At 63.8% G+C, this 12,944-nt stretch carries 9 protein-coding genes; 5 read left to right on the top strand and 4 right to left on the bottom strand.

Annotation, left to right across the window (positions count from 1 at the left end; all coding sequences use genetic code 11):
* Positions 1–176: 176 nt before the first annotated feature.
* The 4 genes from AB7G19_RS08775 to AB7G19_RS08760 all read right to left on the bottom strand — a co-directional run bounded on the left by AB7G19_RS08775 (position 177) and on the right by AB7G19_RS08760 (position 5,932).
* A complete protein-coding gene (locus AB7G19_RS08775) occupies positions 177–1,712 on the bottom strand; it encodes a SpoVR family protein (RefSeq protein WP_028147051.1) in 1,536 nt (511 codons plus the stop codon).
* Positions 1,709–2,992: a YeaH/YhbH family protein gene (locus AB7G19_RS08770; protein WP_063981412.1), complete on the bottom strand. Its 1,284-nt coding sequence runs from the start codon at positions 2,990–2,992 to the stop codon at positions 1,709–1,711. Before AB7G19_RS08770 ends, AB7G19_RS08775 begins: the two co-directional genes overlap by 4 nt.
* Positions 2,993–3,014: 22 nt before the next feature.
* Positions 3,015–4,958 carry a PrkA family serine protein kinase gene (locus tag AB7G19_RS08765; protein ID WP_063981411.1) on the bottom strand — a complete coding sequence of 648 codons (1,944 nt, stop codon included), beginning with the start codon at positions 4,956–4,958 and terminating at the stop codon, positions 3,015–3,017.
* 299 nt (positions 4,959–5,257) lie between these two features.
* A complete protein-coding gene (locus AB7G19_RS08760; RefSeq protein ID WP_283017522.1) occupies positions 5,258–5,932 on the bottom strand; it encodes an STM3941 family protein in 675 nt (224 codons plus the stop codon).
* A 302-nt stretch (positions 5,933–6,234) separates the two neighbouring features.
* Here AB7G19_RS08760 and AB7G19_RS08755 point away from each other — a divergent pair, with 302 nt between their 5' ends.
* From AB7G19_RS08755 to AB7G19_RS08735, 5 genes are read left to right on the top strand one after another with little or no spacing between them, the layout of a single operon-like run.
* Positions 6,235–9,084 carry a bifunctional transaldolase/phosoglucose isomerase gene (locus tag AB7G19_RS08755; RefSeq protein ID WP_063981409.1) on the top strand — a complete coding sequence of 950 codons (2,850 nt, stop codon included), beginning with the start codon at positions 6,235–6,237 and terminating at the stop codon, positions 9,082–9,084.
* 12 nt (positions 9,085–9,096) lie between these two features.
* Positions 9,097–10,095 (top strand): phosphogluconate dehydrogenase (NAD(+)-dependent, decarboxylating), encoded by a 999-nt coding sequence (gene gnd, locus AB7G19_RS08750; RefSeq protein ID WP_028160653.1) that lies wholly within the window; start codon positions 9,097–9,099, stop codon positions 10,093–10,095.
* A 47-nt stretch (positions 10,096–10,142) separates the two neighbouring features.
* A complete protein-coding gene (zwf, locus tag AB7G19_RS08745; RefSeq protein ID WP_063981408.1) occupies positions 10,143–11,654 on the top strand; it encodes a glucose-6-phosphate dehydrogenase in 1,512 nt (503 codons plus the stop codon).
* Complete coding sequence (gene pgl, locus AB7G19_RS08740; protein WP_063981407.1) at positions 11,654–12,403, top strand: 6-phosphogluconolactonase; 750 nt, start codon at positions 11,654–11,656, stop codon at positions 12,401–12,403. The genes zwf and pgl overlap by 1 nt, the downstream gene beginning before the upstream one ends.
* On the top strand, positions 12,390–12,920 hold the full coding sequence (locus AB7G19_RS08735; protein WP_014492792.1) for a gluconokinase: 531 nt from the start codon (positions 12,390–12,392) through the stop codon (positions 12,918–12,920). Before pgl ends, AB7G19_RS08735 begins: the two co-directional genes overlap by 14 nt.
* Positions 12,921–12,944: the final 24 nt, after the last annotated feature.

The following is a 12,944-nucleotide window of genomic DNA, read 5'->3' as shown; positions in this document are numbered from 1 at the left end:
TCGAGACGACCGCTCCGCGGTCTCCTCAGGATGAGGCTAAGCAGAAGCGCTGTCTGTCGACATAGCTCCCGCACACTCCGTCCTCATCCTGAGGGCCCGCCAGAGGCGGGCGTCTCGAAGGATTGGCCGCGGGCGAGCTACCGCCACGTCGATGTTCCAGCAGCTTGCCAGCCGCGTCAGGCCGCCGCCGGGATCGGGCGCGGGCTTACGACATATTCGCGCAGGACCTTGTCGTTGGCATCGACCTCGATCAGTGAGACGTCGTAAGTCCAGAGATCGGCGAGGTGCTGGAGCACGCGCTTGGCGTCGGTCTCGTTGAGCTGCGAGCCCTTGATGACGTGGTGATGCAGGATCAGCCGGCGGTCGCCGGAGAGATCGACGTCGACCACTTCGATATTGGCGTCGATGAAGCCGACATCATGCTGCCGTGCCAGCTCGCGCCGCACCCGGCGGAAGCCGCGATCGTCGTGGATGGCATCGACCCGGATGCCGGCACGCTCCTCGGGATCGTCGTGCAGGTGGAACATGCGGAAGTGCCGCATCAGCTTCGGGCTCAGGAACTGCGCGATGAAGCTTTCATCGCGGTAGTTGGCCCAGACGTCGCGCAGCACGCCCATCACGTCGTTCTTGCCGGCAATGTCGGGGAACCACTCGCGATCCTCGTCTTCCGGCCTGGTGACGATGCGCTCGATGTCCTGCATCACGGCAAAGCCGAGCGCATAGGGATTGAAGCCGGAGAAGCGCGGATCGTCGAATTCGGGCTGGAACACCACGTTGGTGTGCGACTGCAGGAATTCGAGGAAGTTGCCGTCGGAGATGCGGCCTTGCTGATGCAGCTTGGTCATGATGCGATAGTGGACGTAGGTCGCGGTCCCCTCGTTCATCACCTTGGTCTGGCTCTGCGGATAGAAATATTGCGCGATGTGGCGGACGATGCGCAAAAGCTCGCGCTGCCAGGGCGCCAGCCGCGGCGCGCTCTTCTCCAGGAAGTAGAGCAGGTTTTCCTGCGGCAGGCCGAGCAGCTTGCGGCGGCGTTCGATGCTGAGCGCCGAGCGGGTCTTCGACGCCCCCTTCGGCACGGTGCGCCAGAGGTCGTTGAAGACTTCCTCCTCGTGCTGACGGCGGCGCCCTGCCCGCTTCTCCTCGGCGCGCAGATCCAGCTTCTTCTTGCCGGGATAGCGGTCGATGCCGTGCGACATCAGCGCATGCGCGGCATCCAGGGTGCGCTCGACCTCGACGCGGCCGTAGCGCTCCTCGCAGGTCATCACGTAGTTCTTGGCAAAGTCGAGATAGTCCAGAATGCCGTCGGCGTCGGTCCACTGCTTGAACAGATAGTTGTTCTTGAAGAAGTGGTTGTGGCCGAAGGCGGCGTGGGCGATCACCAGCGTCTGCATCGTCGCCGTGTTCTCCTCCATCAGATAGGAGATGCAGGGCGAGGAGTTGATCACGATCTCATAGGCAAGCCCCATCAGGCCCTTGCGGTACGAGGCCTCGTGGAACGCGAAGTGCTTGCCGAACGACCAGTGCTTGTAGAACAGCGGCATGCCGACGGACGAGTAGGCATCCAGCATCTGCTCGGCGGTGATGACCTCGATCTGGTTCGGATAGACGTCGAGCCCGAGATCCTTCGTCGCCACCTCCTCGCAGGCATCGGTGATGCGCTGCAAGGTGTGGAAATCCCAATCGGCGCCTTCGAACAAGCGTTCCGTCATGGAGCGGCTTTCTCCTGGGAAGTTTCGCGGCGCTGGAACAGATCGTGGAACACCGGGAAGATCTCGCTGCGCTCGCTGACCTTGCGCATCGAGAGCGGTGCGCCGCTGTTGCGCAGGCGGTCGTAGAGGGTCCAGAGCGAGGAGTCGGAGAGATCGAAGGCGCTGCCGCCGGACTCCCCGACCTCGAGATAGGCAAAGAACTGGCAGACCGGCAGGATCTTGTCGGTCAGCAGCATGCCCGTGAGCTCGCCGTCGGAATAGGAATTGTCGCCGTCGGAGGCTTGCGCGGCGTAGATGTTCCAGTCCGCCGGATTGAAACGCTCGCGCACGATCTCGTGCATGGCGTGGAGCGCGCTCGAGACCAGCGTGCCGCCCGAGGCCGGACCGTAGAAGAAGGTCTGCTCGTCCACCTCCTCGGCGCGGTCGGTGTGGCGGATGAAGACGATCTCGACATGCTTGTAGCGCCGCTTCAGGAACACGTAGAGCAGCATGTAGAAGCGCTTGGCGAGATCCTTCATGTGCTCGGACATCGAGCCGGAGACGTCCATCAGGCAGAACATCACCGCCTGCGCCACCGGCCGCGGCACCTTCTCGTAGCGGCGGTAGCGGATATCGAGCGGATCGACGAAGGGAATGCGCTTGGTTCTCGCCTTCAGCCTTTCGAGCTCGGCGAGCAGCAGCACACGCTCGTCCTCGTTGGTGCATGCCGCGATCGCGGCTTCCAGCTCCTCGATCTCCTCCTTGCGGGGACGCTTGAGCGCGATGCGCCGCGCCAGCGCGAGCTTCACCGTCCGGCTGACCGAGATGTTGGCGGGCGAGCCGGACGTGGTGTAGCCGGCGCGCTGGATGCCCTCGCTCTCGGTCTGCGCGATCTTGCGCTTGGCAAGATCCGGCAGCTCGAGGTCGTCGAGGAACAGATCCACGAACTCGTCGCGGGAGAGGACGAAGCGGAACGCGTCCTCGCTGTCGCCTTCGCCGGGACCGGAATCCTTGGCGCTGCCCTGGCCGGATCGCTGGAGGTAATCGCCCTCGATGAACTTCTTGTTCCCGGGCAAAACCATGTCGCGCGTTCCGCCTTCACGGCGGAAACGCGGCTCGTGCATGCCGTCGAGCGGTATCGTGACCTCACCACCCTCCAGGACGTCCTTGATGTCGCGTTCCTGCGAGGTCTTCTTGACGGCGCCCTGCACCAGGGATTTGGCCCGACGCAAGAACCGCTGCCGGTTCTCAAGACTCTTGCCGCCTGGATTCAGGCGCCTGTCAATAATGTGAATGGGCACTTTTCCATCCGCTCCATCCGCCTCAACCGGCCTGCTTCACACGCATGTACCATTCGACGAGCCGGCGAACCTGACGCTCGGTGTAGCCGCGCTCCACCATGCGTGCGACGAACTCGCCGTGCTTCTTCTCCGTCTCGCCGTCCTTCTTCGACCCGAAGGAGATGACCGGAAGCAGGTCCTCGACCTGCGAGAATATCCGCTTTTCGATCACGTCGCGAATCTTCTCGTAGGAAATCCAGGTCGGATTCTTGCCTCCGTTCTGGGCCCGCGACCGTAACGAGAATTTGACCACCTCGTTGCGGAAGTCCTTCGGGTTGGCGATACCCGCCGGCTTCTCGATTTTGGTCAGTTCCTGGTTCAAAAGCTCGCGATCGAGCAGCTGGCCGGTGTCGGCATCCTTGAAGTCCTGATCCTCGATCCAGGCGTCGGCGTAGTCGACGTAGCGATCGAACAGGTTCTGGCCATAATCCGAGTAGGATTCGAGATAGGCTTTCTGGATCTCGTTGCCGATGAACTCGGCGTAGCGCGGCGCCAGGTCCGCCTTGATGAATTCGAGGTAGCGCTTCTCGACTTCCTCAGGGAGCTGCTCGCGGCGGATCGACTGCTCCAGCGCGTACATCAGATGCACGGCGTCGGCGGCGACTTCCTGCGGATCGTGGTTGAAGGTCGCAGCCAGGATCTTGAAGGCGAAGCGGGTGGAGACGCCGTCCATGCCCTCGTCGACGCCGGCGGCATCGCGATATTCCTGGACGCTCCGTGCCTTCGGATCGGATTCCTTCAGGCTCTCGCCGTCATAGACCCGCATCTTGCCGAACAACGTGGAATTCTCGTGCTTGCGCAGGCGCGACATCACCGAGAACCGCGCCAACGTCTCCAGGGTCGACGGTGCGCACGGCGCGGCCGCCAGCTCCGAGCCCTGGATCAGCTTTTCGTAGATCTTCTGCTCTTCGGTGGCCCGGAGGCAGTACGGCACCTTGATCACGCAGATGCGGTCGATGAAGGCCTCGTTGTTCTTGTTGGCCTTGAAGCTCGACCACTCGGCTTCGTTCGAGTGCGCGAGGATCACGCCGGTGAACGGGATCGCGCCGATATTCTCGGTGCCGATGTAGTTGCCCTCCTGCGTTGCGGTGAGCAGCGGGTGCAGCATCTTGATCGGCGCCTTGAACATCTCGACGAATTCAAGGATGCCCTGGTTGGCGCGGTTGAGGCCGCCCGAATAGCTGTAGGCGTCGGGATCGTTCTGCGCGTAGGTCTCGAGCTTGCGGATATCGACCTTGCCGACCAGCGAGGAGATGTCCTGGTTGTTCTCGTCACCAGGCTCGGTCTTGGAGACCGCGATCTGGCGCAGCCGCGACGGCTGGATTTTTGCGACTCTGAACTGAGAAATGTCACCGCCGAAGGCTTCCAGCCGCTTGTAGCACCACGGGCTCATCAGGCCGGTGAGGCGACGGCGCGGAATGCCGTACTTCTCTTCCAGCATCGGTCCGAGATGATCGGGATCGAACAGGCTGAGCGGGCTTTCAAACACCGGGCTCAATTCATCGCCGGCTTTGAGCACGTAGATCGGCTGCACTTCCATCAGCGACTTGAGCCGCTCGGCGAGCGAGGATTTGCCGCCGCCGACCGGGCCGAGCAGATAGAGGATCTGCTTGCGCTCTTCGAGCCCCTGCGCCGCGTGGCGGAAGAAACCGACGATGCGCTCGATGGTTTCTTCCATGCCGTAGAAGCCGGCGAAGGCCGGATAGGTCCGGATGGTGCGGTTCAAAAAAATACGGCCAAGGCGTGGGTCCTTGGCCGTGTCAATCGTCTGGGGCTCACCGATGGCTGCTAGCAGTCGCTCGGCCGCGTTCGCGTATTTCATGGGATCGCTTCGACACGATTCCAGATATTCCGCCATCGACATGTCGTGTTGGCTTCTCGCCTCGAACGACTTAGCGAAAGCGTTGAATAGAGAATCGTTATACATGATCCCTCTCCGCGTGAGTTCCGCCACAAGCTGAAACGAAAGCAGTTACCGGACCGTTCCTCAGGCCATTTCGAATCAGCGTGAGCACATGACGATCATTGGACACCCGGGTGCCGACACGACGCAACGCACAACGTAGGCACTCGTTGAGTTACGAACAGGCACATGCCTGTAATTTGTGCGAATCTGTATCTATCTTCGCTCATTTCCAGAAAATGTCACTTGGTCGCAACATCCGGGCATTACCGGGGATGAGCCCATCCGGCACTGCAACATGGAGCGATCTGCGAGCGGCAATCTTATGACGCTTGTACGGCGAAGCCTTGCGTGCCGCGTTCATCTTCCTGCTGCAATGCGGTGCGCGCAACGCTCGCAGCATGACAATCGCGGCAAGCGCGCAGCAGTGTATCAAAATCGGTCGCCAACCCCTCGGAGGGGATGACAATCCGTTCATTCTGCCGTTCATTCTGCCGTTCATTCTGCGCGCGGGGCGCCAAGGTGCTGATGGTGCAGAGCTGCCGCTGCAAGGCCGGCGTCAGCGTCAGCACGATCGCCTTGTGGCCGCGGCCTTCCTCAGTCGAAACCTCCGCAATCGAGTCCCACAGCAGAAATTCATTGCCGATGCGGAGGTCGCGGATGCCATAGGGGGTGACGATCACCACCGGTCCCCGCTCGGCGGGCAGCAGCCAGATCAGCCGGCCGGTCACCAGGCCGAACAGCACGACGCCGGCATAGCCGACCGTCGTATCGTAGTCGCCCAGACCGTCCCACCAGTCGAAGGCAAGGGTCGCGCTGAACAGGGTCAATGCGAAGCCCGCCGCGACCAGCAGCCGCAGTTGGGTCGTACATGGGCTGATTTCGAGATCGTGGGTCGCATCGATGCATGCGGCCGGCGCGACCGATTGCGGGCTGTCGGCAACAGCGAGCGTCAGGCGGTCATGATGTGCGTGCATGCTCTTCCCCAGCATGGCCATTCGCGGCCGAGCGACGATCTATCAGGCGGACCGTAATCCGCTGATGACACTCCACGCAGACTGGGCTGACGAGACGAAGCGGCTACGTTGGTAACGAGCCCTTGGCCATTGTTCCGGCCGACGACTTTTTACGCAACACAGCTACTTCCGCCTGGATCGCCATGATCGCGACGGAGTTACACTGGAGGGTAGACGCCTATCCCCTTGATTGGTTCCCTCCCGGGAGCATGTAGGCTAGAGGATAGCGCGTCAGGACCGGCGCGGAAACCCCTCGCCCGCAGGCTTGGAGATAAATAAACATCATGAATCCCGTCAAAGAACTGGAAAAGCACGGACAAGCCGTCTGGCTGGACTTCCTGGCCCGTGGCTTCATCGCCAAGGGCGACCTGAAGCGGCTGATCGACACCGACGGTGTCAAGGGCGTCACCTCCAACCCGTCGATCTTCGAGAAGGCGATCGGCAGTTCGGACGAGTATGACGCCCCGATCGGCAAGGCGCTGAAGCGCGGCGACCGGACCGTGGCCGACCTGTTCGAGGCCGTCGCGATCGAGGACATCCAGAACGCCGCGGACGTGCTCCGCCCGGTCTATGACCGCCTGAGGGCCGGCGACGGCTATGTCAGCCTGGAAGTTTCGCCCTATCTGGCGATGGACACCGCCGGCACGGTCGCCGAGGCGCGGCGGCTCTGGAAGGATGTCGACCGCAAGAACCTGATGGTGAAGGTGCCGGCGACGCCGGAGGGCCTGCCGGCGATCGAGACGCTGATCGGCGACGGCATCAGCATCAACATCACGCTGTTGTTCGCCAGGGACGTCTACCTCCAGGTTGCCGAGGCCTATCTCGCCGGTCTGGAAAAATACGTCGCCGGCGGCGGCGACCCGTCGCACGTGGCGAGCGTCGCGAGCTTCTTCGTCAGCCGCATCGACTCGGTCGTCGACAAGCAGCTCGACGAGAAGATCGCCCGCGCCAACGATCCATCCGAGAAGGAGCGGCTCGCCGCGCTGAAGGGCAAGGTCGCGATCGCCAACGCCAAGGTCGCCTACCAGGATTACAAGCGCCTGTTTTCCGGCCCGCGCTGGGACAAGCTCGCCGCCAAGGGCGCCAAGCCGCAGCGGATGCTGTGGGCCTCCACCGGCACCAAGAACAAGGACTACAGCGACGTCCTCTATGTCGAGGAGCTGATCGGCCCCGACACCATCAATACCGTGCCGCCGGCGACGCTCGACGCGTTCCGCGACCACGGCAAGCCGCGCGACAGCCTGGAAGAGAACGTCGACGACGCCCGCCGCGTGCTGGAAGAACTGGAACGCTCCGGCGTCTCGCTCGAGGCGATCACCGAGGAGCTCGTCAAGGACGGCGTCAAGCAGTTCGCCGATGCCGCCGACAAGCTCTATGGCGCCGTCGCCCACAAGCGGGCAACCGTGCTCGGGCCTGCGATCGACCACCAGCTTCTCTCGCTCGGCGACGGCCTCGGCAAGGCGGTGGCCAAGACCACCGAGGAATGGCGCGCCTCGGCAAAGATCCGCAGGTTGTGGCAGCGCGACAAATCGGTCTGGACCGGCACCGACGAGGACAAATGGCTCGGCTGGCTCGACAGCGCGGCGAAGGCCGACGTCGCCGACTACGAGGACTATGCGAGCCGCGTGAAGGGCCAAAAGTTCTCCGATGCCGTCGTGCTCGGCATGGGTGGATCGAGCCTTGGCCCCGAGGTGTTGGCCGAGACTTTTGCGCGGAAGTCCGGCTTCCCGAAATTGCACGTGCTGGATTCCACCGATCCGGCACAGGTCCGGGCAATGGAGGCCAGGATCGACATCGCCAACACCGTGTTCATCGTGTCCAGCAAATCCGGCGGGACCACCGAGCCGAACGCGATGAAGGATTATTTCCACGAACGCGTCGCACAGGCGGTCGGGCCGAAAGTGAAGACCGGCCATCGCTTCATCGCGGTGACCGATCCCGGCTCGTCGCTGGAGAAGGCGGCGAAGAGCCTCAACTACGCCCGCATCTTCCATGGGGAACCCTCGATCGGCGGCCGCTATTCGGTGCTCTCGCCGTTCGGCCTGGTGCCGGCGGCGACCGCGGGCATCGACGTCAATACGCTGATCAAGCACGCGCTCTCCATGGCCCGCTCCTGCGGACCCGACGTGCCGCCAGGTGAGAACCCGGGCGTCCAGCTCGGCCTTGCCATGGGCCTCGCCGGCCTCGAAGGGCGCGACAAGGTGACGATCCTGTCGTCGAAGAAGATCGCCGATTTCGGCGCCTGGGCCGAACAGCTGATCGCGGAATCGACCGGCAAGGAAGGCAAGGGCCTGATCCCGATCGCCGGCGAACCACTCGGCGAGCCCGCGCTCTACGGCAACGACCGCTTCTTCATCGACATTCGCACCGAAGGCGAAGCGGACGCCGCGCATGACTCCAAGCTCGCCGCGGTCGAAGCCGCCGGCCATCCCGTCGTGCGCATCGTGATGAAGTCGATCGACCATCTCGGTCAGGAGTTCTTCCGCTTCGAGATGGCGACGGCGGTCGCTGGCAGCATCCTCGGCATCAACCCGTTCGACCAGCCGGACGTGGAAGCGGCCAAGATCAAGACCCGCGAGCTCACCGCGTCGTTCGAGAAGACCGGTGCATTGCCGGCCGAACAGCCGGTGGTCAGCACCGACGAGGCCGATCTCTACACCGACGAGGCCAACGCCACGGCGCTGCGCGCCGCTGGCGCCAACGGCGACCTCACCTCGTGGCTGAAGGCGCATCTCTCCCGCTCGGGCCGTGGCGACTATGTCGCCCTGCTCGGCTACATCGCGCGCGACAAGGCGACGATCGACGCACTCCAGACGATGCGTCTCGAAGTGCGCGAGAAGCGTCACGTCGCGACCTGCGCCGAGTTCGGGCCGCGCTTCCTGCATTCGACCGGGCAGGCCTACAAGGGCGGGCCCGACAGCGGCGTGTTTCTCCAGATCACGGCCGACGATGCCAAGGACTTGTCGGTGCCGGGCCAGAAGGCGAGCTTCGGCGTGATCAAGGCCGCGCAGGCGCGCGGCGACTTCGACGTGCTCACCGAGCGCGGCCGGCGCGCGCTCCGGGTCCACCTCAAGGGCGGGCTCAAGAAAGGTCTCGCGGCGCTCAACGCGGCGCTTAACGATGCGCTGAACTAAGGGAATCTCTCGATGCAACTCGGCATGATCGGCCTCGGCCGGATGGGCGGCAACATCGTTCGCCGCCTGATGCGCCACGGTCATACGACCGTGGTCTACGACAAGGACGCCAAGGCCGTCGCGGGTCTCGCCGCAGACGGCGCACAGGGCTCGGCGACGCTGGAGGAGTTCGTCGCCAAACTGGAGCGGCCGCGCGCGGCCTGGGTGATGCTGCCGGCCGGCCACATCACCGAGACGACGATCGACACGATCGCGGCCGTGATGCAGGCCGGCGACGTCATCATCGACGGCGGCAACACGTTCTGGCAGGACGACGTCCGCCGCGGCAAGGCGCTGAAGGAGCGCGGCATCCATTATGTCGACGTCGGCACCTCAGGCGGCGTCTGGGGGCTCGACCGCGGCTATTGCATGATGATCGGCGGCGAGAAGCAGGTGGTCGACCGGCTCGATCCGATCTTCGCCGCGCTTGCGCCCGGCGCCGGCGACATTCCGCGCACGGAGGGACGTGAGGGGCGCGATCCCCGCATCGAGCAGGGCTACATCCATGCAGGCCCCGTGGGCGCCGGCCATTTCGTCAAGATGATCCACAACGGCATCGAATACGGCCTGATGCAGGCCTATGCCGAAGGTTTCGACATCCTCAAGAATGCCAACATCGAGGCGTTGCCGGCGGATCATCGCTACGATTTCGACCTTGCCGACATCGCCGAGGTGTGGCGGCGCGGCAGCGTGATCCCATCCTGGCTGCTCGACCTCACCTCGACGGCGCTCGCCGACAGCCCTGCACTTGCGGAATATTCCGGCTTCGTCGAGGATTCCGGCGAAGGGCGCTGGACCGTGAATGCGGCGATCGACGAGGCCGTACCGGCCGAAGTTTTGACCGCGGCCCTCTACACACGTTTCCGTTCCCGCAAGGAACACACCTTCGCCGAAAAAATTCTCTCCGCGATGCGCGCGGGTTTCGGCGGCCACAAGGAGCCGAAGCAGCCGGGCGCTTCGAAACCCAAATAAGAGCCGAAGTAAGAAGTAACAAGTAACAGAGCGAAGGCCGATCATTCGTGACAAAAGACCCGCAGGCCAAGCCCAAGCCCGAAAATTGCGCCTTCGTCATCTTTGGCGCGACCGGTGACCTTACCCATCGGCTGGTGATGCCGTCGCTCTACAATCTGGCCGCCGAGCACCTGTTGCCGGAGAAGTTCTGCGTCGTCGGCGTGGCCCGCAACCGCCAGTCGGATGACGAGCTGCGCGACAGCCTGTTGAAGGGCCTGCGCCAGTTCGCAACCCGTCCCGTGGACGACGACATTGCCCGGAAACTGCTGGAATGCGTGACCTTCGTCGAGGCCGATCCGAAGGATCCCCCCTCCTTCGACCGCTTGCGCGCGCATCTGGATTCGCTGGAATGCGCGCAGGACACCGGCGGCAACCGACTGTTCTATCTGGCAACGCCGCCTGCCGCGTTCGCGCCGACTGCGCGCGAGCTCGGCCGCACCGGCATGATGAAGGAGAACGGCGCCTGGCGTCGGCTCGTAATCGAAAAGCCGTTCGGCACCGATCTCGCGTCAGCCAAGGCGCTGAATGCCGATCTCTTGAAGATCATGGACGAGCACCAGATCTACCGGATCGATCATTATCTCGGCAAGGAGACGGTGCAGAACATCCTGGTGCTGCGCTTTGCCAACGGCATGTTCGAGCCGATCTGGAATCGCAACCATATCGACCACATCCAGATCACCGTGGAGGAGAAGCTCGGCGTCGGCCATCGCGGCGGCTTCTACGATGCCACCGGCGCACTGCGCGACATGGTGCCGAACCATCTGTTCCAGCTGATGTCGCTGGTCGCGATGGAGCCGCCGGCGCGGTTCGATGCGCATTCCGTGCGCTCCGAAAAGGCCGACGTGCTGACGTCGATCCAGGAGCCGACCCGGGAAGAGGCGCTGAAGAATTCGGTGCGCGCGCAATATCTCGCCGGCCGCATCGGCGACGACGAGATCACGGACTATCGCAAGACCGAGGACGTCAAGCCCGGCAGCACCACCGAGACCTTCGTCGCGCTGAAGCTGATGATCGACAATTGGCGCTGGGCCGGCGTGCCGTTCTATCTGCGCACCGGCAAGGCGCTCGGCCACAAACGCACGGAAGTGGCGATCAAGTTCAAGCAGGCGCCGCTGTCGATGTTCTCAGGCACGGATGTCGACCGCCTGTCGCAGAACTTCCTCACCATCGGCATCGCGCCGACCGAAACCATCGAGCTGCAGTTCAACGCCAAGATCCCGGGGCCGAGCATCACCATCGACGGCGTCGAGATGAAGTTCAAGTACGGCGACTATTTCCGCGCCGATCCCTCGACCGGCTACGAGACTCTGATCTACGACTGCATGATCGGCGACAACATCCTGTTCCAGCGCGCAGACGGCATCGAGGCCGGATGGCAGGCGGTGCAGCCGTTCCTGGACGCCTGGAAAAGTGAAGGCACCAACGGCATCGAGACCTATCCCGCCGGCAGCGACGGCCCCGCCTGCGCCGATGAGCTGCTCCGGCGCGACGGGCGAAGCTGGCGGAAGTTTACGTGATGGCAGCGGCCGACCAGCCGAAGCTGATCGTCGAGGCCGATGCCGAGGCGCTGGCGCAGGCCGCAGCCGAACGGGTGATGGCGCGGATATCAGCCAATCCCGGGCGGATTGCGATCTGCCTCACCGGCGGCTCCAGCCCGAAGAAGCTCTATCAATTGCTCGGCAGCGAGGCGTATCGCGGCAAGATCCCGTGGGACCGCGTGCACTGGTTCATCGGTGACGAGCGTTTCGTGCCTTCGAGCGATCCCCTCAACAACATGGCAGTCGCGCGCGCGACCTTTCTCGACCGCAATGCGCCGTCCGGGCATATTCACCCGATCCCCACCACGGCTGAAAGCCCCGAAGCGGGTGCCGAGGCCTATGCGCGCGAGCTTCAGTCCTTCTACGGCGCCGAAAACCTCGATCCGGCACGGCCGCTGTTCGACATGGTCCTGATGGGCGCGGGCCCGGACGGCCACACCGCCTCGCTCTTCCCCGGCTACCCCGCGATCGAGGAGACCACACGCTGGGTGGTCGGCGTCCCCAAGGCCAATGTCGCGCCGTTCGTGCCGCGGGTGTCGCTGACCCTGCCCGCCTTGGCCTCCTGCCGCGAAATGCTGTTCGAGATTGCCGGGCACGACAAGCAGCCGATCTTGACGCGCCTGCTCAATGGCGAGACTCTGCCGGCTGTACGCGCGCGCTCGAATGGTGAGACCGTCTGGCTGGTCGACCAGGCCGCGCTTCCGGAGGGAATTCGTGGCGGGCGTTGAAGCACCTTGTGCGTTGATCGTGATGGGCGTGTCGGGTTCAGGCAAGAGTACGGTTGCGGAGGCGCTCGGGCAGCGGCTCGGCTGGCGTTTCGAGGACGGCGACAGCTTTCACCCAGCCAGCAATGTCGAGAAGATGCGAGCCGGCCACCCCCTCACCGACGAGGACCGCTGGCCCTGGCTCAACGCCATCGCCGACGAGATTGCGCGGGTTTGCGATAAAGGCGAGCACGTGATCATCGCCTGCTCGGCGCTGAAGCACACCTATCGCGACGTGCTTCTGCGCGGACGCGACGACGTCCGCTTCGTCTTCCTGAGGGGCACTAGGGAGCTGATCGCCGCCCGCCTCGCGCAACGCAAGGGCCATTTCATGCCGCCCGAACTGCTGACGAGCCAATTCACGACGCTGGAGCCGCCCGAGGCTGGCGAGCACGTCGTCACCGTCTCGATCGATGAATCCGTCGAGGCGATCGTTGACGGCGTGGTCCGGCAATTAAAGCTGAGCGGGGCGAAACGCTGAGGCCGACAAACCCTGAGGTCCTGC

This window comes from Bradyrhizobium sp. 215_C5_N1_1 (assembly GCF_052075935.1).
Lineage (GTDB): Bacteria > Pseudomonadota > Alphaproteobacteria > Rhizobiales > Xanthobacteraceae > Bradyrhizobium > Bradyrhizobium barranii.
The sequence above is the reverse complement of the archived record's forward strand: the minus strand, read 5'-3'. Positions and strand labels throughout refer to the sequence as shown.

Bases quoted from the DNA above. Each gene is read 5' to 3' on its own strand.
- AB7G19_RS08775 (WP_028147051.1), bottom strand. From the start codon at position 1,712: ATGACGGAACGCTTGTTCGAAGGCGCCGATTGGGATTTCCACACCTTG.
- AB7G19_RS08765 (WP_063981411.1), bottom strand. From the start codon at position 4,958: ATGTATAACGATTCTCTATTCAACGCTTTCGCTAAGTCGTTCGAGGCG.
- AB7G19_RS08760 (WP_283017522.1), bottom strand. From the start codon at position 5,932: ATGGCCATGCTGGGGAAGAGCATGCACGCACATCATGACCGCCTGACG.
- AB7G19_RS08755 (WP_063981409.1), top strand. From the start codon at position 6,235: ATGAATCCCGTCAAAGAACTGGAAAAGCACGGACAAGCCGTCTGGCTG.
- gnd (WP_028160653.1), top strand. From the start codon at position 9,097: ATGCAACTCGGCATGATCGGCCTCGGCCGGATGGGCGGCAACATCGTT.
- pgl (WP_063981407.1), top strand. From the start codon at position 11,654: ATGGCAGCGGCCGACCAGCCGAAGCTGATCGTCGAGGCCGATGCCGAG.